We start from the raw sequence: 21,420 nt of genomic DNA, 5'->3' as shown, positions 1-21,420 counted from the left end.
CCGTCAGGTCTTCGTCAATCGCCGGCCTTCACCACCGCATACCTCGCCAGCGTCTTCGCCCGCGCTTCGTCGTGGTCCACGATGGGCGCCGGGTAGTCCTGCCCGATCACGATCCTCGCCTCCGCCAGCTCGAGGGGGCGCGCCAGCCACGGCGCATGGATCGCCTTGTTCGACAGCCCGGCCAGTTCGGGCAGGTAGCGCCGGATGAACTTGCCCTCGGGGTCGAACTTCTCGCTCTGCGTGATGGGGTTGAAGATGCGGAAGTACGGTTGCGCGTCGCAGCCGGTGGAGGCAGCCCACTGCCAGCCGCCGTTGTTGGCGGCGAGGTCGAAGTCGTTGAGCTTTTCGGCGAAGTACGCTTCGCCGCGGCGCCAGTCGATGCCGAGGTCCTTCACGAGGAAACTCGCCACCACCATGCGCAGGCGGTTGTGCATGTAGCCGGTCTGGTTGATCTGGGCCATCGCGGCGTCCACCAGCGGGTAGCCGGTGCGGCCGTGGCACCAGGCGGCGAACAGGGTGTCGGCGTGTTTGCCACGCTCCCACTTGATGGCGTCGTACGCGGGCTTGAAGGCGGACTCCGCCACGTGCGGATGATGGTGCAGCACCTGGTGGTAGAAGTCGCGCCACACCAGTTCGGACAACCACGTCTGCGCGCCCTTCGAGCGGTGGGCGTGGGCCTCGCGGGCCAGCTGGCGGATGGAGACGGTGCCGAAGCGCAGGTGCATCGACAGGTAGCTCGGGCCCTTCACCGACGGGAAGTCGCGGGCCACGTCGTAGCGGTCGATGCGGGGCAGGAAGTCGGCCAGCAGGGCCTGGGCGCCCTCGCTGCCGGCGCCCAGCGCCAGCTCGTGCAGGTTGGTGGGTTCGAAGCCGATGCCGCTCAGCGTGGGCAGGTGGGCCGGCACGTCGTCGGGCAGGGGCGCCAGCGCGTCGGCGTAACGGGCCACCGGGTAGGCCTTCAGGTAGAACGGCTCCAGCTTCTTCAGCCAGGCGTTCTTGTAGGGCGTGAACACGCTGTAGGGCTTGCCGGTGGCGGTCAGCACCTCGTTGCGCTCGAAGATCACATGGTCCTTCGCCGTGTGCAGCGCGATGCCCATTTCCGCGAGGGCACCGCGCACGGCGTGGTCGCGGGCCAGCGCGGCGGGTTCGTCGTCGTGGCTGGCGTACACCGCCTGCACGTGAAGCTCGTCGGCCAGGCGCGGCAGGGCGGTGCCCGCATGGGCGTGGCGCACGATCAGCCGGGCCTCGGGGTTCAGCGCGCGCAGCTGGGCGTCGAGCGCGTGCAGGCTGTCGACGATGAACTCCACGCGGCGGTCGGCTTGGGGCAGGGGGTCGAGGATGTCGCGGTCGAGGAAAAACACGCACCAGACCTTCCGGGCCGCCTTCAGCGCGTGGTACAGCGCGGCGTGGTCGTCGGCGCGCAGGTCGCGGCGGAACCACACCAGGGCCGACGGCAGGGGCTTGTCGAGCGGGCGTTCGCGGTGGGGCATGCGGGGCGGAAACCTCCGAAAGAGCCCCCAGTTTGCCTCAGGCATAAAATCAGGGCATGTCTGCCATCAACCTGACCAACCAGTTCCTGATCGCGATGCCCGGGATGGCCGACGAAACCTTCGCCGGGGCCGTGGTCTACCTGTGCGAGCACACCGAGAAGGGTGCGCTCGGGCTGGTCATCAACAAGCCGATCGACATCAAGCTGAAGAACCTGTTCGAGAAGGTGGAGCTCACCCTCGACCGGGAGGACCTGGCCGAGACGCCGGTGTACTTCGGTGGCCCCGTCCAGACCGAACGCGGCTTCGTGCTGCACGACCGGCTCGACGGCGGGGACGGCGACGGCGGCCACTACAACTCGTCGCTGCAGATTCCCGGCGGCCTCGAGATGACCACCAGCAAGGACGTGCTGGAGGCGCTCTCCAACGGCGCCGGCCCCAAGCGCATCCTCGTGACGCTGGGCTACAGCGGCTGGAGCGCCGGGCAGCTGGAGGAAGAGATCGGCCGCAACGGCTGGCTCAACGTCGACGCTGAACCCGCGGTCATCTTCGAGACCCCGGTCGAGCAGCGCTACGACAAGGCCTTGTCCCTGCTGGGCATCGATCCGCGGATGCTGAGCCAGGAGGCGGGGCACGCATGAGCGCTGCGTCGTCCACCCCGGCGACCGCGATCCGTTCGTTCCTGGCATTCGATTTCGGCACCAAGCGGGTGGGGGTGGCCAGCGGCAACACGCTGACCCGCAGCGCCACGCCGCTGCGCACCATCGCGGCCGAAGGTGACGCCCGGTTCAAGGCCATCGCCGACCTGATCGCCGAATGGCAGCCGGCCGCCCTGGTGATCGGCGTGCCGGTTCACCCGGACGGCGCGCCGCACGACAATACCCACCGCGCCCGGCGGTTCGGCCGGCAGCTGCATGGCCGCTTCGGCCTGCCGGTGCACGAGGTCGACGAGCGCTACTCCACCACCGAGGCCCATGCCGCGGGCGCCTCGGACGTGGACGCCGCCTCCGCCGCCATCATCCTGGAGCAATTTCTGAGAGACACGCCATGACCGTCAACCAGCTCGACGCCGAATCGCTGTACACCGCCCTGCTGGCGGGCGTGAAGCCCCTGGTGAAACCCAACACCGCCCTGGTGGGCGTGTGGTCGGGCGGCGCGTGGCTCGCCGAACGCCTGCAGCGCGACCTGGGCCTCGCCGGCGAACACGGCGTGATCTCCAGCGCGCTGCACCGCGACGACTTCTCCCAGCGCGGCATGAGCAACGCCGATCCCACGAAGCTGCCCTTCGAGGTGGACGGCCGGGCCATCCTGCTGATCGACGACGTGCTCTACACGGGCCGCACCACGCGGGCCGTCATCAACGAACTCTTCGACTTCGGCCGCCCGGCGAGCGTGACGCTCGCGGTGCTGGTGGACCGGGGCGGCCGCGAGCTGCCCATCGAGGCGGCCTTCACCGCCGCCCGCATCGCGCTGGCCCCCGACGACCGCCTGCGCCTCGCGCGCGACGACGCCGGCCGCTTCAGCTTCGACATCAAGGAAAGCGACTGATCACGATGTTGCAACAACGCAATCCGCAACTCAACTCGCACGGCGAACTCATCCACCTGCTGTCCATCGAGGGACTGCCGCGGGCGGTGATCCACCACATCCTCGACACCGCGGGCACGTTCCTCAGCGTGAACGACCGCGAGGTCAAGAAGGTGCCGCTGCTGCGGGGCAAGAGCGTGTTCAACCTGTTCTTCGAGAACAGCACGCGCACGCGCACCACGTTCGAGATCGCGGCCAAGCGCCTGAGCGCCGACGTGATCAACCTCGACATCGCCCGCTCGTCGGCCGCGAAGGGCGAGAGCCTGCTCGACACCATCGCGAACCTGTCGGCCATGCACGCCGACATGTTCGTGGTGCGCCACAGCGAAAGCGGCGCGCCGTACCTGATCGCGAAGCACTGCGCCCCGCACGTGCACGTGGTGAACGCCGGCGACGGCCGCCACGCGCACCCCACGCAGGCGCTGCTCGACATGTACACCATCCGGCACTACAAGCAGGACTTCACGAAGCTCACCGTGGCCATCGTGGGCGACATCGTGCACTCGCGCGTGGCCCGCTCCGACATCCACGCGCTGACCACGCTGGGCGTGCCCGAGATCCGCGCGGTGGGCCCGAAGACGCTGGTGCCGGGCGACTTGAAGGACATGGGCGTGCGCGTGTGCCACGACATGGCCGAGGGCATCCGCGGCGCCGACGTGATCATCATGCTGCGCCTGCAGAACGAACGCATGAGCGGCGCGATGCTGCCGAGCGCCGGCGAGTTCTTCAAGAACTACGGCCTCACGCCCGAGAAGCTCGCGCTCGCCAAGCCCGACGCCATCGTGATGCACCCGGGCCCCATCAACCGCGGCGTCGAGATCGACTCGGCCGTCGCCGACGGCACCCAGAGCGTGATCCTGCCGCAGGTCACCTTCGGCATCGCGGTGCGCATGGCGGTGATGTCCACCATCGCCGGGAACAACGCCTGAGGAACAACAGCAGACCATGAAGATCCTCATCAAGAACGGCCGCCTGGTCGACCCCGCCACCGGCCGCGACGAACCCGGCGACGTGGCCATCGCCGCCGGCCGCGTGGTCGCGCTCGGCGCGGTGAACCCCGACTTCCACCCGAACCGCACCCTCGACGCTTCCGGCCTCGTGGTGGCCCCCGGCCTCGTCGACCTCGCCGCGCGCCTGCGCGAGCCGGGCCACGAGCACGAGGGCATGCTCGAGAGCGAGATGGCCGCCGCCGTGGCCGGCGGGGTCACGAGCCTCGTGTGCCCGCCCGACACCGACCCGCCGCTCGACGAGCCCGGCCTCGTCGAGATGCTGAAGTTCCGCGCCCGCAACCTGAACCAGGCGCACCTGTACCCGCTGGGCACGCTCACGCGCGGCCTGGCCGGCGAGGTGCTGACCGAGATGGCCGAGCTGACCGAGGCCGGCTGCGTGGGCTTCTCGCAGGCCGAGGCGCCACTCGCCGACACGCTGGTGCTGCAGCGCGCGCTGCAGTACGCATCGACCTTCGGCTACACCGTGTGGCTGCGCCCGCAGGACGCCCACCTCGGCAAGGGCGTGGCCGCCAGCGGCGCGCTCGCCACGCGGCTGGGCCTGTCCGGCGTGCCGGTGGTGGCCGAGACCATCGCGCTGCACACCATCTTCGAACTCGTGCGCGTGACGAACGCGCGCGTGCACCTGTGCCGCCTGAGCAGTGCCGCCGGCATCGACCTCGTGCGCCGCGCGAAGGCCGAGGGCCTGCCGGTCACCTGCGACGTCAGCGTGAACCACCTGCACCTGATCGACATGGACATCGGCTACTTCAACGCCGCGATGCGCCTCACCCCGCCGCTGCGCCAGCAGCGCGACCGAGACGCCATCCGCGCCGGCCTGGCCGACGGCACGATCGATGCGCTGGTGAGCGACCACACGCCGGTCGACGAGGACGCGAAGAACCTGCCGTTCGCCGAAGCCGAACCCGGCGCCACCGGCCTCGAGCTGCTGCTGAGCCTCGCGCTCAAGTGGGGTGAGGAGAGTGGCGCGGGCCTGTCGAAGGCGCTGGCCACGGTGACCTGCGCACCGGTGAAGGTGCTCGGCGACGCGCTCGGGTCGCTGCAATCGAGCGCGGGCCGCCTCGTCGAGGGCGGCATGGCCGACCTGTGCCTGTTCGATCCGTCCGCGCGCTGGACGGTCGAGCCGCGCGCGTTCCGCAGCCAGGGCAAACACTCGCCGTTCGCGGGGCTCGAACTGCCGGGCCGCGTACGCGCCACGCTCGTCGCCGGCCACGTGGCCTACGAGGCCAAGTGACCGCGCCCGCGCGGGTCGGGCTGCCGCTCGCCGTCTGGCGGCTCGTGTGCTGCCTCGGCATGGTGGTGCGCGGCCTGCTCACGTGCGCGTTCGTGTTCCCGTTCCTCGTGTCGCACCGGCGCATGTGGCACGTGGGCGTGTTCTGCCGCCACATGCTCGCCGCGCTGGGCCTGCGCCTCGTCTTCGAGGGCGTGCCGCACCGCGGGCCGGTGCTGCTGGCCGCGAACCACGTGTCGTGGCTCGACATCCTCGCCATCGACGCCGCGCAGCCCGCGCGGTTCGTGTCGAAGGCCGACATCCGCCGCTGGCCGCTGATCGGCTGGATGGTGGCCTGCGGCGGCACGCTGTTCATCGAACGCGAGCGCAAGCGCGACGCGATGCGCGTGGTGCACCAGGTGGCCGAGGCGCTGCAGCAGGGTGACGTGATCGCGATGTTCCCCGAGGGCACCACCAGCGACGGCCACGGCCTGCTGCCGTTCCACGCGAACCTGCTGCAGGCGGCCGTCGTCACGCACACGCCGGTGCAGCCCATCGCGCTGCGCTTCTCCGACGACACGTCGCCCGTCAGCGCGGCGGCGGCCTACATCGGCGACATGAACCTGATCGAGTCGCTGTGGGCCATCGTGTGCGCCCGCGGGCTCACCGTGACGGTGAAGCGGCTGCCGGTGCGGCCCGTCGAGGGCCTGGACCGACGCGAAGTGAGCGAGCTCGTGCGCGGCGACATCGCCGCGGCGCTCGGCCTGTAGGACGTTCTCCCGAGGCCGCTCGGGATTTGCCCTAGGCCTACGCGTCCGAGCACAACATCGGCGCGAACAGGCAAGACGGGGGAGGGGGCCGGTGACACCATCGGCGTCCCTTGCGGCGTCGTCCGTGGGGGACATCATCAGAACCCCAGGAGATACCCCCGCATGAAACGCCACCTCTCCGGCCTCCTCGCCGCCGCCGCCCTCGTCTCGCTGTCCGCGCCCGTTCACGCCGCCGGCACGTACGCGGCCACGCAGTACCCCATCGTGCTGGCCCACGGCCTGATGGGCTGGGACACCGCTGTCGGCATCGACTACTGGTACGGCATCACCGGCGACCTGAAGTCGAACGGCGCGAAGGTCTACACCACCAAGGTGTCGGCGGTGAACTCGTCGGAAGTGCGCGGCGAGCAGCTCGTGCAGCAGATCCAGACCATCCTCGCCGTGACCGGCGCGAAGAAGGTCAACCTGATCGGCCACAGCCAGGGCAACCAGTCCGTGCGCTACGCGGCGGCCGTGATCCCGAACCAGGTGGCGTCGGCCACGTCGGTCAGCGGCACCACGGGCGGCTCGCCGGTGGCCGACATCATCGCGGGCGTGGCCCCGGGCGGCTCGTTCACGAACGTCGTGCTCAACGCGGTCATCGGCGGCCTCGGCCAGCTGATCGACCTGTTCTCGGGCAGCCCCGGCCTGCCGGCCGACGGCAACGCGGTGCTGACCTCGCTGACCACAAGCGGCGCGGCCAATTTCAACCGCAACTTCCCGCAGGGCGTGCCCACCACGCGCTGCGGCCAGGGCGCGGCCGTGGTCAACGGCGTGCGCTACTACTCGTGGAGCGGCACGGGCCTGATCACGAGCGGCCTCGACATCAGCGACTACCCGCTCGCCGGCACCGCGCTCGCGTTCAAGGGCCAGCCGAACGACGGCCTCGTGGGCCAGTGCGACAGCCACCTCGGCCAGGTGATCCGCAGCGACTACGCGCTGAACCACCTCGACACCATCAACCACTTCTTCGGCGTCACCGGCCGCGTCGACCCCGTCGCGCTGTACCGCCAGCACGCCAACCGCCTCAAGAACGCGGGCCTCTGAGGCATGGGCGCCATCGTCGTTCACAAGCCGCGTTCCGCGCGCTGGGCGGGGCTCGTGTTCGGCAGCGTGGCGATCGGGGTCGCGCTGGCGTGGTGGGTGCATGCCGACGACATCGCCGGCGCGCCTCGGGCGCTGGCGTCCGCCCCGGTGGCGGACGCCGCCCCGGTCTCGCCGGCTCCCGTGGTGCGCGGCACCACGGCGACGTCCGCGGTGTTCCAGACCGGCGTGGAAGCCTTGCCGGCCTCGCTGCGAGGCACCGAGGTCAGCGGCGAGCTCGAGGAAGATGCTCAGGGCAACCTCAAGCTCACCCGCGGCGTGCGCAACGTGTTCGACTACTTCCTGTCGGCCACCGGCGAGGAGCCGGCGGCGCAGCAGCGGGCGCGGGTCGCGGCGTTCGCCGCGCGGCACGTCGGGCCCCGCGCCGCGGCGCAGGTGCTCGCGCTGTTCGACCGCTACGTGGCGTACAAGGACGACCTCGACGCGCGGCTGCGCGACACGCGCCCCGTGTCGCTCGAGGACATGCGCGCGCGCGTGGTGTCGGTGCGCGCGGCGCGCGACCGCCACTTCGACCCCGCCGTGGTGAAGGCCTTCTTCGGCGACGAGGACACCTACGACACCTACAGCCTCGGCCGGCTCGCGATCATGAAGGACACGTCGCTGTCGCCGCAGGAGAAGGCTCGGCGCGTGGCGGCGCTGCGCGCGGGGCTGCCCGAGTCCATGCGTTCGGAGCAGGACGTGGTGGAGGTGGTGGAGACACTCGGCACGCTGACCGAGGACCTGAAACAGCGGTCTGGCACTGCATCGGACCTGCGTCAATTGCGCGAAACCCTGGTGGGTTCGGAGGCCGCGGAGCGCCTGGAAACGCTGGACCGGCAGACCGAGGCGTGGAATCATCGCGTCGCGGACTACCTGCGGCAGCGCGCGGTGCTCCTCGGCGACGTGAGCCTCGCCGACAGCACGCGCCGCGAGCGGGTCGACGCACTGCGCAGCGAGGCGTTCTCGGCCACCGAGCGGCTTCGCATCGAGACGATCGAACGCATCCAGGATTCCGGCGCCCGTGACGCAACCTCTGCCTCTCGCCTGTCCGTCCCCGGCTGACCGCGCGCCCGCGCGGCAACCGGTGCTTCGGGTGCTGCCGTCGGCCGAACGACCCGCGGCGCCCCGGCCCGACGTGCACATCGGCTACAGCCGCGCGGTGTTCGCGTACCTGCGGCTGCAGGGCGTGAATCCGGCGTCGCTGTACGCGGCCGACCTGGTGCACCGGGTCGAGCAGGCCGCACCCGGCGAGACCTTTCCGCTCGACGACTTCCACGCGGTGATCGACGTGGCCCAGCGCCACCTGCGCGATCCCGACCTGGCGATCAAGGCGTCCGAGCACGTGCAGCCGTGGGACGGCGGTGTGCTCGGCTTCGCGCTGATGACGAGCCCGTCCATCTCCGAGGTGGGCAACCTGCTCGTGCGCTACCAGCGGCTGTTCACCAACGTCTACGAGGTGCGCCCCCACGTGGACGACCACCACTTCCAGCTGCGCCTCGTGTCGGCCGCGGGCACGCATTCCACCGCGCTGGCGCACCTGCTGATGGGCACGTGGGCCTGGCGCTCGCGCTGGTTCACGGGCGAGCCCTCGCTGCCGTTCGACGCCTGCTTCGAGGGGCCGGCGCCCGCGGACGTGTCGGCCTACGAACGCTGCTTCGGCGGGCAGGTGCGCTTCGGTCAATCCGCCAACCTGATGCAGGGTCAGGCCTCATACCTCGCGCTGCCGGTGCGCCAGCACGACCCCGCCGCCAACGCGGCGTTGCGGGCGCAGGTGGCGCTCGAACTGGAGCGCCTGAGCGGCGACGCCGCCGGCCTGCTGGTGGTGCTGCGCCGGCGCGTGCGCGAACGCCTCGGCAGCGGCTCGCTCACGCTCGACGCGCTGGCGGCCGACCTCGACATGGCCCCGCGCACGCTGCAGGCGAGGCTCGAGGAGCGCGGCCTCACCTTCCGCGCGCTGCTCGACGGCGTGCGCGAGCGCAAGGCCAAGCAGTACCTCGCGGAGGCGCACCTCAACCTCACCGAGATCGCACTCGCGCTCGGTTTCGCGAACCAGTCCGCGTTCCAGCATGCGTTCAAGCGCTGGACCGACATGTCGCCGGGGCAGTGGCGGCGGGAGCAGACGGGGCGCTGAACGCCCCGCCTGTCCGCTCCCTCCGTTCAGCGCAGGTTGCGCAGCATGAACGCGGCCAGCGGCCGCACGACGTTGTTGGTCGCGTCGTCGTTGGCCGTCAGCACGTCCACGTGGGTGTAGCCCTCGCTCATGAAGACCTCGAAGCCGCCGGCGACCCCGCCGAAGGTGCGGTTGGCCACGAGCGTGGCCTGGCCGGCCGGCGTGCGCGCGGTGCCCGCGGTGCAGCTGGGCGCGGCGCACGGTGCGATGGCCTCGGCGAAGCCGCGCCAGATGCCGGGCACCGGCGTGAGGCCGTTCGTGCCGCCGAAGGCGATCACCGGGATGTCGATCAGGCGGGCCTGCGTCTGGTTCACGATGTCCGCGCGGCCGCGCCCGCCCTGGGCGACGGGCTTCGAGAGGGCGCTGGTGTCGAGGCCGAGGTTCGCGCCGCCGCCCGCGGCCGCGGTGGCGTTGCCGATCAGCAGGCCGGTGCTCGGGTAGTACCAGTCGCTGTACGTCGAGTCGCCGAGGAAGAAGGCCCGCGAGAAGCGTTTCAGGTTCGTGGGTTCGACCTCCTTGCCCCACGGGGGCGTGGCGAGGCTGACGGTTGCGGGCATCGGGCCGAAGTCGCGGAAGGCGGTGGCGGGCAGGGCCGCGTCGTTGTCGAGCCAGACGCGCGTGCCGTCGGTGCGGGCGTCGCCGAGGATGCCGATCGACACCGAATAGAACTCGGTGCGCGCCACGTTGTCGTCGTCCATGAAGGTGCCGAGCGCGGCACCGGCCGTGACCGGGAACGCGCGCTTGTTGAAGTCGGCGACCTTGTTGTAGACGTTGTTGCCGGCGGTGCCGCCCTGGTCGGCCTGCAGCAGCGCCTGCGTGCCGTTGATCGTGCCTTCGACGTCGATCTGCAGTCCCGACACCTCGGAGGACGCGTTGACCCGCGGCGTCAGGCCCGGGCGCGTGACGAAGGCGGGCAGGGTGCCTGCGGCCACCTTGTCGTAGAGACCGCCGTCGGCCGCGGCGATCACGGCGTCGAGGTCGGCCGGCGTGGGCGCGGTGGTGGCCAGCGCGCCGCCGGGGCCCTCGAACAGCACGAGGCCCGCGAGTTTCCCGTAGCCCGGCTTCGCGGGGCCCGCGCCGGTCAGGTCGAAGTCGGTGGCCGCGTAGCGCGCGACGAAGCCGGTGCCGGCCGAATGCCCGCCGAGGTACACGGTCTGGTTGCGCGCCACGGTGCGGGCGCGTTCGACGATGGCATCGATGTCGAACGAATGCACCTGGGGCGTCCAGTTCGCCATGAAGGGCACGTCGGTGCCGTCGTAGAACACGGCGCGCCGCGTGAGCTTCGGGTCGAGCGGCAGGCCCAGTTCGCCGCCGTACAGCCAGTTCAGCGCCAGCAGCGGGTTGCGCTCGCGTTCGGCGGTGTTCAGCCCGGCCATGTCCTGCAGCTGCACCGAGCGGCGGTCCACCCCCCACAGCTCCACCACCTTGCCGTGGTCGGCCCACATGCGGCGCACGAGGTTCTCGGCGAGCACGAGGTAGCTGTGCGACGCGGCGAGCGTGCCTGGCACCGCCACCAGCACCGCATCCACCGGCTTGCCGGCGTTGGCCGTCAGCGCGTAGCGGGTGTAGCGCACGCGGTTGAGGTCGACGGCCGTGCCGCCGAACTGCGTCGCGAGCTTGTGTGCGGCGGGCACGGTGACGCCGGGCGAGCCGGGCGTGCGCGCGGGTTTCGCGGCGCTCGCGAGCGTGTGGGTCTCGATGGTGAATTCGGGGGCCGGGGGCGGCGTGGCGACATCGTCGTCACCGCCGCCGCAAGCGCCCAGGGCGAGGGCCGCGGCGAGCACGGGCGTGACGAGGGCGAGCCGGTGCGGGCTCCGGGTCTGGGGCATCTGTGTCTCCTGTCGTGGTGGTCGAAACCGTGTTGTGGTTGGCACTCTATGCACGGGGTCCCCGGGCCCGCATCGGGGTGCAACCCGTGTCCCCGAGGTGACATGCGACGCTGGAACCCTGCTGGCCTTGAGGAATGAAGGTCGTCCTACACTCGGACCATGAGATTCCAGATCGCCGGTTTCGCCTGCGTGCTCGCGCTGGCCGCGTGCGGCGAACGTGCCGCACCGCCGGACGCCCGCACCGACACCCCCGTGCCCACCGACGCGTGGGTCGGGCAGTGGAACGGCCCCGAGGGCACGTTCCTGAAGGTGGCCGGGTCGCACGGCACCTACGACCTCACGCTGAGCAACCTCGACGGCCCGCGTTCGTTCAAGGGCACGGCCGACGGCGACACCATCCGCTTCGAGCGCGACGGCAAGCCGCAGGTGCTGCGCGCGACGAACGGCGAAGGCACCGGCATGAAGTGGCTCGCGGACAAGACCGAGTGCCTCGTGGTGGCGCCGGGGGAAGGGTTCTGCCGCGAGTGACGCCGGACGCCGGGCCGCTGCTATCCTCTCGCGCTCACACCCGCCGGCCACCGAAGCCGGTGTCCACACGACGCCCCAGGGAGGGGACCATGAACACCTTGCTCGTCCGACCCGGGACGCTGCCGCTGCCTGCCCGCGCATGACCCGCCGCATCCGTTTCGAGGGGGAGATCGTCTCGTGGAACGACGAACGGGGCTTCGGTTTCATCGCGCCGGATCAGGGCGGCCAGCAGATCTTCCTTCACATCAAGTCGATGGCGCGGCGCGCGGGGCGGCCGCATGCGGGGCAGCGTGTCAGCTTCGCGGTGGAGACCGGGCCCGGTGGCCAGAAGCGCGCGACGGACGTGGCGGTGCGCGTGGACCGTGTCCCGCCGTCGGTGCGGGTCGCGCGCCGCGCGGCGCCGCCGCGGTGGTCCCTCGCGTCGCTGGTGGCCCTGCCCGTGTTCCTCGGCGTCTGGGTCGCCTGTGCGGTGGCCTGGGGCGTGCCGGTGTGGGTGGCCGGCGTCTATGCCGTGGCGAGCGTGGTGTGCTTCTTCGCGTATGCGTTCGACAAGGCGGCGGCCCGGGCCGGGCGCTGGCGCACGGCCGAAAGCACGCTGCTGCTGCTCGGCCTGGCCGGTGGATGGCCCGGCGCGCTCCTCGCGCAGCAGCTGTTGCGGCACAAGTCGTCGAAGGCGCCGTTCCGCGCGGCGTTCTGGGCCACGGTGGTGGTGAACGTCGCGGGGTTCGTGTGGCTCTGCTTCAACACGAGGACGGGGTGACGTGAGGCCGTCGCCGCCATGACCACGCTCGTGCTGCTTCCCGGCCTGGACGGCACCGGCACGCTCTTCGGCCCGCTGCTCGAGGCGCTCGCGGGGAAGCTGCGGGTCACGGTGCTGTCCTACCCCGCCGACCGCGCGCTGGGCTACGACGCGCTCGAGGCGCTCGCCGAGGCCGCGCTGCCGGCGCAGGGGCCGCTGGTGCTGCTCGGCGAATCGTTCTCCGGTCCGCTGGCCGTCTCGCTGGCGGCGAAACACCCCGGCCGGGTCGTCGGGCTCGTCCTGTGCTGCACCTTCGTGCGGAACCCCCGGCCGTTGCTCGGGCTCCTGCGGGCCCTGCTGCCGTTCGTGCCGTTCGGACAGGTCCCGCTGCCGCTGATGGCGGGGGTGCTGCACGGCCGCTTCGACAACCCGTCGCTGCGTGCCGGGTTGGCGAGGGCACTGGAGCGCGTGCCGGCGGCGGTGCTGCGGGCCCGGCTGCGGTCGGTGGTCGACGTCGACGCCACCCCGCGGTTGAACCAGGTGGTGTGCCCGGTGCTGTACCTGCAGGCCGACGAGGACCTCGTGGTGCCCGCGTCGGCGGGCCGGTTCATCGTGCGGCGGCATCCGCCGACGGAAGTCCTCCGCCTGGCGGGGCCGCACGCGCTGCTCCAGGTGATGCCGGAGGAATGCGCCAAGGTGCTGGCGGCGTTCGTGGGCGACGCCGGATCGGCGTCGGCGAACGCGCGCCGCTGACCCTGGCGCGGACGCTTCAGCGCTTCTCGCCGAGGAACCCGGTCACGAGCGCGACCGTCGCCTGCGGGTTCTCTTCCATGATCCAGTGGCCCGAGCCGGGCACGACCCCTTCGCGCACGTCGGTGGCGGCGTTGCGCATCACGGCGGCCATCACGAGGCCGAAGGACTTTTCGCCGCCCAGCGCCAGCACGGGCATCTTCAGCTGGTTGCCGGCGGCGAGCCAGGCGCGGTTGTCGATGGCGTCCTGGTCGAACGCGGCGAACTGCGAGAAGCCCGAGTGCATCGCGCCGGGCAGGGCGTAGAGCTTCGCGTAGTGCTGGCGGGCCGGTTCGCTGAAGCGGGCCGGTGTGGCGGAGAACTCGTTCCAGAAGCGGTCGAGGTAGATGCGCTCGCGGCCGGCCACGAGGCGCTCCATGTCGGGGCCGCCGAAGCGGAAGTGCCACAGCAGCGGGTTCTTCAGGATCTCGTCCCACGGGCCCACGCCGGGCACCGGGGCGTCGATGACCACGAGGCGGCCCACGCGCTGCGGGTACTTCGCGGCGAACGCGAAGGCCACCATGTTGCCGATGTCATGGGCCACCACGTCGGCCTGCTCGATCTTCAGCGCGTCGAGCACGCCGGCCACGTCGCCGGCCTGGTTCATCTTGTCGAAGCCGCCCTTGGGCTTGGCCGAGCGGCCGAGACCGCGCAGGTCGGGCACCACCACGGTGTGGTCGCGTGCGAGTTCGGTGGCGAGCGGCACCCACATGTCGCCGGTTTCTCCGTAGCCGTGCAGCAGCACCACGGCCGGGCCGGTGCCGGCCTGGCGCACGTGGATCGTCGTGCCGTTGGTGGCCACCTCGCGGAAGGTGAACGCCTTCGGGTAGGTGAGGGCTTGTGCGTGGACAGCGCCGGCGAGGGTGGTGGCGAGCGCGGTGGCCGCGAGCCAGCGGAAGAGCGTCTTCATGGGAGGTCCTTCGGCAAAGTGACGGGTCGGCACGGCCACGGATGTGGCGTGCGGGAATGACCCGGTCACTGTGGCCGGAGATGCCGTCGCAGCCGACTCTCGCTGGTCACGCCGGCGGCAGGACTTTCGACGGGGGGGCCGCTCTCCCCTCCCGAACGGGCGGCTCAGGCCGTGGCGCCCGCCGCGAGGAACTGGTGGATCTGCGCGACCGCCGCGGCGCCCTCGCCGATGGCCCCGCCCACGCGCTTGACCGACCCCGAGCGCACGTCGCCCACCGCGAAGACGCCGGGCACGCTGGTCTCGAGCGACGTGGTCTTGAGGTCGTTGCAGGCGACCGGTCCGGTGCGCACGAAGCCGTGGCCGTCCACCAGCACGTTGCAGCCCTCGAGCCACGCGGTCTCGGGCTCGGCGCCGGTGAACAGGAACAGGTGGCGCAGCGGCACGTGCTGCTCGGCGTCCTGGTGCCTGTCGCGCCACGTGACGGCGCGCAGGCGGCCCATCTCGCAGCCGTGCAGGCCCACGAGTTCGGTGAACGGGCGCAGCTCGATGTTGGGCGTGGCCTCGATGCGGTCGATCAGGTAGCGCGACATGCTCGCCGCGAGGCCGGGGCCGCGCACGAGCAGGTGCACCTTCGCGGCGTACTGCGACAGCATCACGGCCGCCTGGCCCGCGGAGTTGCCGCCGCCCACGAGCGCGGCCACCTCGTTGCGGCACGGCGTGGCCTCGACGGGCGAGACCCAGTACCAGATGCCGCGGCCCTCGTACTCGGCGAGGTGGGGCACGGCCGGGCGGCGGTAGCGCGCGCCGCTCGCGATCACGACGGTGCGCGTGCGCAGGCGGCGGCCGTCGGCCAGGCGCAGCCGCAGCGCGCCCTCGGGGTCGTCGCGCGAGCAGTCGAGCGAGGTGACGCGCGCCGGGATCATCATCTCGGCACCGAACTTCTGCGCCTGCACGTAGGCCCGGCCCGCGAGCGCCTGGCCCGAGATGCCGGTGGGAAAACCGAGGTAGTTCTCGATGCGCGAGCTGGCGCCGGCCTGGCCGCCGTAGGCGCGGGTGTCGAGCACGACGACGCGCAGGCCCTCGGACGCGGCGTACACGGCCGTCGACAGGCCGGCCGGGCCGGCGCCCACGATCGCCACGTCGAACAGTTCGTCGTGTTCGTGCGTGTCGACCATGCCGATGCAGCGCGCGAGCGCGGTTTCGTCGGGGTCGACCAGCACGCCGCCATCCGGGCAGATCACGAGCACCGCGTGTTCGTCGGCGCCGTACTGCGCCATCAGCGCGGCCGCCTCGGTGTCGAGCGTCGCGTCGACGACGTGGTGCGGCTCGCCGTTGCGCTGCAGGAAGCTGCGCAGCCGCAGCAGGTTCGCGGCACCCGGCTGGCCCAGCAGCACCGGGCCGCTGCCGCCCGACTCGATCAGCGCGACCCGCCGCAGGATCAGCGCCCGCACGAGGCGTTCGCCGAGCGAGGCCTCCGCGATGATCAGTGCGCGCAGCTGTTCGGGGGGCACCAGCAGCACGTCCACATCGTCGGTGGTGACGGCGTCCACGAGCGAGGGCCGGCCCGAGAGCGATCCCACCTCGCCGATGAACTGCCCCGGGGCATGGTCCACGATGCCGCGCACGCGGCCGAGGCCGTCGCGCTGGCTGATCGACACGTGGCCGGACAGGATGATCATCATCCCGGGCGCCGGCTCGCCGGCGCTCAGCAGCCGGGTGCCCGCCGGGTGGCGTTGCGGCGTGCCGAAGCGGCGCACGCGGGCGATCTCGGCCTCGGTGAGGGCCGGGAACATCTGGTCGAAGCGGGCGATGGAGGCGGGATCGGGGGCGGCGGACATGGCTTCTCCGAGAGGGGCGTGCCCGCATTGGGCACTGACCGGAGTGTCTCGCGCATCCCCCGTTGGGCCAAGGCCCGGCGGGGTGTCAGCCCTTCTTGCCCTGGTTCGCCACCGCCGCCGCGGCGGCCTTCGCGGCTTCCTCGTCGCCGAGGTAGTAGCTCTTGATGGGCTTCAGGTTCGCGTCCAGCTCGTAGACGAGCGGGATGCCGTTCGGGATGTTCACGCCCACGATGGCGTCGTCGGCGATGTTGTCGAGGTACTTGACCAGGGCGCGGATGCTGTTGCCGTGCGCGGCGATCACGACGCGCTTGCCGGCCTTGATGGCCGGGCCGATGCTTTCGTTCCACACCGGCAGCACGCGGGCCACGGTGTCCTTCAGGCATTCGGTGAGGGGCACGTCTTCCGGCTTGAGCTTGGCGTAGCGCGGGTCGCTGCGTTCGCTGCGCTCGTCGTTCGCGTCGAGCTCCGGCGGCGGGGTGTCATAGCTGCGGCGCCAGACGAGCACCTGCTCGTCGCCGTACTTCTTGGCCGTCTCGGCCTTGTTCAGGCCCTGCAGGCCGCCGTAGTGGCGCTCGTTCAGGCGCCAGCTGTGCACGACGGGCAGCCAGGTGCGGTCCATCTGGTCGAGCGTGTGCCACAGCGTCCAGATGGCGCGCTTGAGCACCGACGTGTAGGCCACGTCGAACTCGTAGCCCTCGGCCTTCAGCAGCCGGCCGGCCTCCTTGGCCTGTTCGACGCCCGTGGGGGTCAGCTCGACGTCGGTCCAGCCGGTGAAGCGGTTTTCGAGGTTCCAGGTCGATTCGCCGTGGCGAATGAGCACGAGTTTGTACATGGCAGGGGGCATCGGTTGGACGGTGGAGGCGGAATTCTATAATTCGTCTTTGTCTCCAAATCCCGGACGCTGTCGTGAAATTCTTTCTGGAAACGTGGTACCTCTTTGCCGTGGCCCTGGTGTCGGGTGGCCTGCTCGCCTGGCCCACGCTGCGCCGCGGTGCCCCCGCCGGTGGCGTGACCACGGCCGAGGCCATCCACCTGATCAACCGCGAGAAGGCCGTGCTGGTCGACGTGCGTGACGCGGCCGAGTACGCCGCAGGCCACGTGATGAACGCGAAGAACATTCCGCTTGCCACGCTCGAGACGAGCACGGCGCTGCCGAAGAACAAGTCCTTGCCCATCGTGGTGGTGTGCAACCGCGGCGCACACGCCTCGAAGGCCGTCGTTATGCTTCGCAAACTCGGTTACGAGAACGCGCGCACGCTCACCGGTGGCCTGGCCGCCTGGCGTGAAGCCAACCTGCCGGTCGAAAAGACCGCCTGACCTGGAAAGCGAAGAAAGTTCGACGATGCAAGCAGTCAAGATGTACACGACGCAGGTTTGTCCCTTCTGCATCCGTGCGAAGAGCCTGCTGAAGCAGCGCGGGGTCGATGCCATCGACGAAGTCCGCATCGACCTCGATCCCTCCCAGCGCGCCACGATGATGGAGATCACCGGCCGCCGCACGGTGCCTCAGATCTTCATCGGCGACACCCACGTCGGCGGCTGCGACGACCTGATCGCGCTCGACCAGCGCGGTGGGCTCGTGCCCCTGCTGAACGCCTGACGGCCGTCCCCCGCCCGAACGCCTGACGACGTTGGGGTCTGTCCCCACGGAATGTCACGGGCGCTGCGACATAATCCGCGGCACACCGCCCGCAACCCTCGGTTGCGGGCTTTTTCTTGTGATTGAGAGATGACCATGGCAGACCAAGACCAGACCCCCGTGTTCCAGATCCAGCGCCTGTACCTGAAGGACCTGTCCCTCGAGCAGCCGAACTCGCCGCTGATCTTCCTCGAGCAGGCCCAGCCGCACGTGGACATCAACCTGGGTCTCGGCGTGGAGCCGGTCGGCGAGGGCATGTACGAAGTGAGCGTCACTGCCACGGTCACCACCACCGTCAACGACAAGACCCTGTTCCTGGTGGAAGCCAAGCAGGCCGGCATCTTCGAGATCCGCAACATCCCGCAGGACCAGCTGCAGCCCATCCTGGGCATCGCCTGCCCGCAGATCGTGTACCCGTACCTGCGCGCCGTGGTGTCGGACATCTGCACGCGCGGCGGCTTCCCGCCGGTGCTGCTGTCGGAAGTGAACTTCCAGGCCATGTACGAAGCCCAGCAGCAGCAACAGGCTGGCGCAGGCCCGAACGGCGCCAACTGATCGGCCGGGGCGTTCATCGATGAACGTGTCGGTTCTCGGGGCCGGTGCCTGGGGCACCGCCCTCGCGGTGAGCGTGGCCCCGCGCCACCCCACCTTGCTGTGGGCCCGCGATGCGGCCCAGGCGGCCACGATCGCCGCCTCGCGTGAGAACGGGCGCTACCTGCCCGGCATCGCGCTGCCCGACGGGCTCGACGTCACCGCCGACTTCGACGCGGCGGTGGCCCATGCCCGCGACGGCCTGATCATCGTGGGCACGCCCATGGCCGGTCTGCAGGCCACGCTGGAGCGGCTGCCCGCCGACTGCCAGGGGGTGCTGTGGCTGTGCAAGGGCTTCCAGGGCGTGACCGGCCGGCTCGGGCACGAGGTGGCTCAGGCGGTGCGGCCCGACCTCGCCCGGGTGGGCATCCTGTCCGGCCCCAGCTTCGCGCTCGAGGTGGCCCGGGGCCAGCCGGCCGCCCTCGTGGCCGCCAGCACCGATGCCTCCCTCACGCAGCTCGCCATCGACGTGCTGCACGGCGAACGCCTGCGCATCTACGCGTCGGAAGACCCCGTGGGCGTGGAGGTGGGTGGCGCGGTGAAGAACGTGCTCGCCATCGCCACCGGCATCGCCGACGGCATGCAGCTCGGGCTCAACGCCCGTGCGGCGCTCATCACGCGCGGCCTCGCCGAGATCACGCGGCTGGGCCTTGCCCTCGGCGCCCGCGCGGAAACCTTCATGGGCCTGAGCGGCCTCGGCGACCTGGTGCTCACCGCCACCGGTGACCTGTCGCGCAACCGCAAGGTGGGCCTGCTGCTCGCGCAGGGGCTGCCGCTGCCACGCATCCTCCAGGAACTGGGGCACGTGGCCGAGGGCGTCGCGTGCGCGGCCACGGTGCTGCAGCGCGCGAAGGCGCTGGCGGTGCCCATGCCCATCACCGAGGCGGTGGTGGATGTGCTCGAGGCGCGCATCACGCCGCAGCAGGCCATCCGCGCGCTGATGTCGCGCGAAGCCCAGCGCGAAGTCTGGTGACGGTGAACCGCCGCCACCTGCTGGCCGGGGCCGGCGCGCTGTGCGTGCCGTGGGCGGCCCGCGCCGAGGCGTGGCCGTCGCATCCGTTGCGCCTCGTCGTGCCGTTCCCGCCGGGCAGTTCGCCCGACATCGTCGCGCGGCTGCTCGCCGAGCCGCTCGCGCAGTCGCTCGGGCAGCCCGTGGTGGTCGACAACAAGCCCGGCGCCGGTGGCAACATCGGCACGGGTGTGGTGGCCAAGAGCGCACCCGACGGCCTCACGTGGCTCTTCACGATCCAGGGGCCGCTCGTGACCGCGCCGCTGCTGTCGAAACGCCTGCCCTACGACCCGGTGCGCGACCTCGCGCCGGTGTCGCTCGTGGCCACGTCGCCCAATGTGCTGGTGGTCGACCCGCGGCTGGGCGTCGACACCCTCGCCGACTTAGTTCGTGTCGCGAAGCAGAAGCGCGGCGCGTGGAACTACGGCAGCGTGGGCAACGGCAGTGCGTCGCACCTCGCGATGGAATGGTTCCGCACGCGCACCGGGCTCGAACTCGTGCACGTGCCCTACGCGGGCTTCCCTCAGGTGGTCAACGCGATCCTCGCGGGCCAGGTGCAGGCCGCCTTCATGGTGCCGGGCCTCGCGATGGCACAGGTCAAGGCCGGCAAGCTGCGCGCCCTCGGCGTCACGAGCCTCGGCCGCGTGGCCTCGCTGCCCGACCTGCCGGCGCTGGCCGAACTCGGGCATCCGGGCTTCGAGGCCATCTCGTGGCAGGCGGTGCTCGCGCCGGCGGGCACGCCGGCGCCGATGATCGAGCGCATGTCGCGCGAGGTGATCCGCATCGTCAAGGGCAACGACTTCCGCACGAAGCTGCTGGGGCAGTACTTCACGGCGGCGGGGACGACACCTGACGCCCTTCGCGGGTTGATGGTGACCGAACGCGAGCGGTGGGCGAAGGTGATCCGCGTGGCGGGTGTGTTGCCCGAATAGCACTCACGATGGCCATCCCGGCCTGCGCCGGGATGACATGGCTTTTACGCTCCGCCGTCGTACCCGTTCTGCCGCCACGCGTCGAACACCGTCACCGCCACCGCATTGCTGAGGTTGAGGCTGCGCTGCCCCGCGCGCATCGGCAGGCGCACGCGCTGCGATTCCGGGAACCCATCGCGCAGGTCGGCGGGCAACCCCGCCGTCTCGGAGCCGAACACGAACCAGTCGCCCGCCTGCCACCCGAACTCGGGCAGCAGCCGGCTGCCGCGGGTGGTGAACGCGAAGAGGCGATCGGGCGCGGGGCGGGCCGTCTCGAGGAAGGCGGACCACGAGGCGTGCCGCTGCACCGGCGCGTACTCGTGGTAGTCGAGGCCCGCGCGGCGCAGCAGGCGGTCGTCCATCGAGAAGCCGAGGGGTTCGATCAGGTGCAGGGCGCAGCCGGTGTTGGCCGCGAGGCGGATCACGTTGCCGGTGTTGGGCGGGATCTCGGGGTGGACGAGCACGATGTTGAACATGGTGGCGCCGATTGTGCCCGGCCTGCGAGTTCAGTCGGACGGGCGCGGCGTGCGTGCCACCACCCACCAGCGCACCGAGGCGGCACCGGCCTCGTGCAGCACCTTCGCCACCTCGCGGCCGGTGGCCCCGGTGGTCATCACGTCGTCCACCACGGCCACGTGCCGGCCCGCGAGCCGGTGGCGGCGTGACGGCTCCACCGCGAACGCGCCGCGCACGTTCGCGGCCCGGCTCGCCTCGGGCAACGCGAGCTGGTGGGGCGTGTGCCGCACGCGCAGCAGCGTGTGCGGGTCGGCGTCGAGGCCCAGGCGGCGTGCGAGTTCCCAGGCCTGGTTGAAGCCGCGTTCGCGCAGGCGGGCCGGGCTCTGGGGCGCGGGCAGCACGAGGTCGGGCGGGGCCTGCCCGGGTGACTGCGCCGCCGCGCGAAGCCGTTCGGCGAGGGCCGGCGCCAGGTCGAGGGCCGCGTGGAACTTGAATGCGAGCAGCAACTGGTCCCACGGGAACGCGTAGTCGACCGCGGCCGTGGCGCCATCGAGTGGGGAGGGCGCCACGAGGCACGCTCCGCAGGTGCTGGTGCCCTCGGGCACCCTCAGCGCGCAGCGGCAGCAGCGGGGGGCGGGAGCCGCGAACCGGGCGAGGCAGTCGGGGCACACCCGCGACGGGCCCCAGCCGCGGCACACGGCGCACAGGCTGGGCACCAGGTTCAGGGCCAAGGGCATTCGGCGGACGAACGAGGCGGACAGCACCCGG

At 71.3% G+C, this 21,420-nt stretch carries 24 protein-coding genes; 17 read left to right on the top strand and 7 right to left on the bottom strand.

What is annotated here, in order from left to right; translation table 11 throughout:
- Positions 1-14 precede the first annotated feature (14 nt).
- The gene (locus A4W93_RS24005; protein ID WP_085753012.1) at positions 15-1,490 is read right to left on the bottom strand and encodes a cryptochrome/photolyase family protein; all 1,476 of its coding nucleotides are present in this window, start codon (positions 1,488-1,490) and stop codon (positions 15-17) included.
- A gap of 56 nt (positions 1,491-1,546) precedes the next feature.
- Here A4W93_RS24005 and A4W93_RS24000 point away from each other — a divergent pair, with 56 nt between their 5' ends.
- The 9 genes from A4W93_RS24000 to A4W93_RS23960 all read left to right on the top strand — a co-directional run bounded on the left by A4W93_RS24000 (position 1,547) and on the right by A4W93_RS23960 (position 9,314).
- On the top strand, positions 1,547-2,128 hold the full coding sequence (locus A4W93_RS24000; protein WP_085753011.1) for a YqgE/AlgH family protein: 582 nt from the start codon (positions 1,547-1,549) through the stop codon (positions 2,126-2,128).
- The gene (gene ruvX, locus A4W93_RS23995) at positions 2,125-2,538 is read left to right on the top strand and encodes a Holliday junction resolvase RuvX (protein ID WP_085753010.1); all 414 of its coding nucleotides are present in this window, start codon (positions 2,125-2,127) and stop codon (positions 2,536-2,538) included. The genes A4W93_RS24000 and ruvX overlap by 4 nt, the downstream gene beginning before the upstream one ends.
- Entirely contained in the window at positions 2,535-3,035 is a 501-nt protein-coding gene (gene pyrR, locus A4W93_RS23990) for a bifunctional pyr operon transcriptional regulator/uracil phosphoribosyltransferase PyrR (protein WP_085753009.1), read from the top strand. Before ruvX ends, pyrR begins: the two co-directional genes overlap by 4 nt.
- Before the next feature lie 5 nt (positions 3,036-3,040).
- Positions 3,041-4,003 carry an aspartate carbamoyltransferase catalytic subunit gene (locus A4W93_RS23985; protein ID WP_085753008.1) on the top strand — a complete coding sequence of 321 codons (963 nt, stop codon included), beginning with the start codon at positions 3,041-3,043 and terminating at the stop codon, positions 4,001-4,003.
- Positions 4,004-4,019: 16 nt separating this feature from the next.
- Positions 4,020-5,315, top strand: a complete 1,296-nt coding sequence (locus tag A4W93_RS23980; protein ID WP_085753007.1) for a dihydroorotase — start codon at positions 4,020-4,022, stop codon at positions 5,313-5,315.
- Complete coding sequence (locus A4W93_RS23975) at positions 5,312-6,061, top strand: lysophospholipid acyltransferase family protein (protein WP_237357616.1); 750 nt, start codon at positions 5,312-5,314, stop codon at positions 6,059-6,061. Before A4W93_RS23980 ends, A4W93_RS23975 begins: the two co-directional genes overlap by 4 nt.
- A 162-nt stretch (positions 6,062-6,223) precedes the next feature.
- Positions 6,224-7,147, top strand: a complete 924-nt coding sequence (locus A4W93_RS23970) for a lipase family alpha/beta hydrolase (protein ID WP_085753006.1) — start codon at positions 6,224-6,226, stop codon at positions 7,145-7,147.
- A gap of 3 nt (positions 7,148-7,150) precedes the next feature.
- The gene (locus A4W93_RS23965) at positions 7,151-8,245 is read left to right on the top strand and encodes a lipase secretion chaperone (RefSeq protein ID WP_085753005.1); all 1,095 of its coding nucleotides are present in this window, start codon (positions 7,151-7,153) and stop codon (positions 8,243-8,245) included.
- Complete coding sequence (locus tag A4W93_RS23960; RefSeq protein WP_085753004.1) at positions 8,205-9,314, top strand: AraC family transcriptional regulator; 1,110 nt, start codon at positions 8,205-8,207, stop codon at positions 9,312-9,314. Before A4W93_RS23965 ends, A4W93_RS23960 begins: the two co-directional genes overlap by 41 nt.
- Positions 9,315-9,340: 26 nt before the next feature.
- Here the strand turns inward: A4W93_RS23960 and A4W93_RS23955 are convergent, their stop codons facing one another.
- Complete coding sequence (locus A4W93_RS23955) at positions 9,341-11,182, bottom strand: hypothetical protein (RefSeq protein ID WP_085753003.1); 1,842 nt, start codon at positions 11,180-11,182, stop codon at positions 9,341-9,343.
- A 159-nt stretch (positions 11,183-11,341) separates the two neighbouring features.
- Here A4W93_RS23955 and A4W93_RS23950 point away from each other — a divergent pair, with 159 nt between their 5' ends.
- From A4W93_RS23950 to A4W93_RS23940, 3 genes are all read left to right on the top strand, one after another.
- Entirely contained in the window at positions 11,342-11,710 is a 369-nt protein-coding gene (locus A4W93_RS23950) for a hypothetical protein (protein WP_085753002.1), read from the top strand.
- Between the two features lie 139 nt (positions 11,711-11,849).
- Positions 11,850-12,470, top strand: a complete 621-nt coding sequence (locus A4W93_RS23945) for a DUF1294 domain-containing protein (protein ID WP_237357615.1) — start codon at positions 11,850-11,852, stop codon at positions 12,468-12,470.
- Between the two features lie 18 nt (positions 12,471-12,488).
- On the top strand, positions 12,489-13,202 hold the full coding sequence (locus A4W93_RS23940) for an alpha/beta fold hydrolase (protein ID WP_085753001.1): 714 nt from the start codon (positions 12,489-12,491) through the stop codon (positions 13,200-13,202).
- Positions 13,203-13,218: 16 nt separating this feature from the next.
- Here A4W93_RS23940 and A4W93_RS23935 read toward each other — a convergent pair whose 3' ends face one another.
- The 3 genes from A4W93_RS23935 to gpmA form a co-directional block, all read right to left on the bottom strand.
- On the bottom strand, positions 13,219-14,148 hold the full coding sequence (locus tag A4W93_RS23935) for an alpha/beta fold hydrolase (protein WP_085753000.1): 930 nt from the start codon (positions 14,146-14,148) through the stop codon (positions 13,219-13,221).
- 164 nt (positions 14,149-14,312) lie between these two features.
- A complete protein-coding gene (locus A4W93_RS23930; protein ID WP_085752999.1) occupies positions 14,313-15,986 on the bottom strand; it encodes an FAD-dependent oxidoreductase in 1,674 nt (557 codons plus the stop codon).
- An 85-nt stretch (positions 15,987-16,071) separates the two neighbouring features.
- Positions 16,072-16,818 carry a 2,3-diphosphoglycerate-dependent phosphoglycerate mutase gene (gpmA, locus tag A4W93_RS23925; protein WP_085752998.1) on the bottom strand — a complete coding sequence of 249 codons (747 nt, stop codon included), beginning with the start codon at positions 16,816-16,818 and terminating at the stop codon, positions 16,072-16,074.
- A gap of 74 nt (positions 16,819-16,892) precedes the next feature.
- On the opposite strand from gpmA, the gene A4W93_RS23920 reads away from it, so the two are divergent.
- The 5 genes from A4W93_RS23920 to A4W93_RS23900 all read left to right on the top strand — a co-directional run bounded on the left by A4W93_RS23920 (position 16,893) and on the right by A4W93_RS23900 (position 20,157).
- Entirely contained in the window at positions 16,893-17,303 is a 411-nt protein-coding gene (locus A4W93_RS23920; protein WP_085752997.1) for a rhodanese-like domain-containing protein, read from the top strand.
- A 25-nt stretch (positions 17,304-17,328) separates the two neighbouring features.
- Positions 17,329-17,586 carry a glutaredoxin 3 gene (gene grxC / locus A4W93_RS23915; protein ID WP_085752996.1) on the top strand — a complete coding sequence of 86 codons (258 nt, stop codon included), beginning with the start codon at positions 17,329-17,331 and terminating at the stop codon, positions 17,584-17,586.
- A 135-nt stretch (positions 17,587-17,721) separates the two neighbouring features.
- Positions 17,722-18,180, top strand: coding sequence for a protein-export chaperone SecB (gene secB, locus A4W93_RS23910; protein WP_085752995.1), 459 nt, complete (start codon positions 17,722-17,724; stop codon positions 18,178-18,180).
- 19 nt (positions 18,181-18,199) lie between these two features.
- Complete coding sequence (locus A4W93_RS23905) at positions 18,200-19,189, top strand: NAD(P)H-dependent glycerol-3-phosphate dehydrogenase (protein WP_085752994.1); 990 nt, start codon at positions 18,200-18,202, stop codon at positions 19,187-19,189.
- On the top strand, positions 19,186-20,157 hold the full coding sequence (locus A4W93_RS23900; RefSeq protein ID WP_085752993.1) for a Bug family tripartite tricarboxylate transporter substrate binding protein: 972 nt from the start codon (positions 19,186-19,188) through the stop codon (positions 20,155-20,157). Before A4W93_RS23905 ends, A4W93_RS23900 begins: the two co-directional genes overlap by 4 nt.
- A gap of 44 nt (positions 20,158-20,201) precedes the next feature.
- On the opposite strand, the gene trmL is transcribed toward A4W93_RS23900, so the two are convergent.
- Complete coding sequence (gene trmL, locus A4W93_RS23895; protein ID WP_085752992.1) at positions 20,202-20,672, bottom strand: tRNA (uridine(34)/cytosine(34)/5-carboxymethylaminomethyluridine(34)-2'-O)-methyltransferase TrmL; 471 nt, start codon at positions 20,670-20,672, stop codon at positions 20,202-20,204.
- A gap of 30 nt (positions 20,673-20,702) precedes the next feature.
- A complete protein-coding gene (locus A4W93_RS23890; protein ID WP_085752991.1) occupies positions 20,703-21,389 on the bottom strand; it encodes a ComF family protein in 687 nt (228 codons plus the stop codon).
- Positions 21,390-21,420 lie beyond the last annotated feature (31 nt).

It is taken from the genome of Piscinibacter gummiphilus, assembly GCF_002116905.1.
Taxonomy (GTDB): domain Bacteria; phylum Pseudomonadota; class Gammaproteobacteria; order Burkholderiales; family Burkholderiaceae_C; genus Rhizobacter; species Rhizobacter gummiphilus.
This window is presented reverse-complemented; position numbering and strand designations above follow the sequence as displayed.

Coding starts and splice junctions, on each gene's coding strand:
- A4W93_RS24005 (WP_085753012.1), bottom strand. CDS start 1,490: ATGCCCCACCGCGAACGCCCGCTCGACAAGCCCCTGCCGTCGGCCCTG.
- A4W93_RS24000 (WP_085753011.1), top strand. CDS start 1,547: ATGTCTGCCATCAACCTGACCAACCAGTTCCTGATCGCGATGCCCGGG.
- ruvX (WP_085753010.1), top strand. CDS start 2,125: ATGAGCGCTGCGTCGTCCACCCCGGCGACCGCGATCCGTTCGTTCCTG.
- pyrR (WP_085753009.1), top strand. CDS start 2,535: ATGACCGTCAACCAGCTCGACGCCGAATCGCTGTACACCGCCCTGCTG.
- A4W93_RS23985 (WP_085753008.1), top strand. CDS start 3,041: ATGTTGCAACAACGCAATCCGCAACTCAACTCGCACGGCGAACTCATC.
- A4W93_RS23980 (WP_085753007.1), top strand. CDS start 4,020: ATGAAGATCCTCATCAAGAACGGCCGCCTGGTCGACCCCGCCACCGGC.
- A4W93_RS23970 (WP_085753006.1), top strand. CDS start 6,224: ATGAAACGCCACCTCTCCGGCCTCCTCGCCGCCGCCGCCCTCGTCTCG.
- A4W93_RS23965 (WP_085753005.1), top strand. CDS start 7,151: ATGGGCGCCATCGTCGTTCACAAGCCGCGTTCCGCGCGCTGGGCGGGG.
- A4W93_RS23955 (WP_085753003.1), bottom strand. CDS start 11,182: ATGCCCCAGACCCGGAGCCCGCACCGGCTCGCCCTCGTCACGCCCGTG.
- A4W93_RS23950 (WP_085753002.1), top strand. CDS start 11,342: ATGAGATTCCAGATCGCCGGTTTCGCCTGCGTGCTCGCGCTGGCCGCG.
- A4W93_RS23945 (WP_237357615.1), top strand. CDS start 11,850: ATGACCCGCCGCATCCGTTTCGAGGGGGAGATCGTCTCGTGGAACGAC.
- A4W93_RS23940 (WP_085753001.1), top strand. CDS start 12,489: ATGACCACGCTCGTGCTGCTTCCCGGCCTGGACGGCACCGGCACGCTC.
- A4W93_RS23935 (WP_085753000.1), bottom strand. CDS start 14,148: ATGAAGACGCTCTTCCGCTGGCTCGCGGCCACCGCGCTCGCCACCACC.
- A4W93_RS23930 (WP_085752999.1), bottom strand. CDS start 15,986: ATGTCCGCCGCCCCCGATCCCGCCTCCATCGCCCGCTTCGACCAGATG.
- gpmA (WP_085752998.1), bottom strand. CDS start 16,818: ATGTACAAACTCGTGCTCATTCGCCACGGCGAATCGACCTGGAACCTC.
- grxC (WP_085752996.1), top strand. CDS start 17,329: ATGCAAGCAGTCAAGATGTACACGACGCAGGTTTGTCCCTTCTGCATC.
- secB (WP_085752995.1), top strand. CDS start 17,722: ATGGCAGACCAAGACCAGACCCCCGTGTTCCAGATCCAGCGCCTGTAC.
- A4W93_RS23905 (WP_085752994.1), top strand. CDS start 18,200: ATGAACGTGTCGGTTCTCGGGGCCGGTGCCTGGGGCACCGCCCTCGCG.
- trmL (WP_085752992.1), bottom strand. CDS start 20,672: ATGTTCAACATCGTGCTCGTCCACCCCGAGATCCCGCCCAACACCGGC.
- A4W93_RS23890 (WP_085752991.1), bottom strand. CDS start 21,389: ATGCCCTTGGCCCTGAACCTGGTGCCCAGCCTGTGCGCCGTGTGCCGC.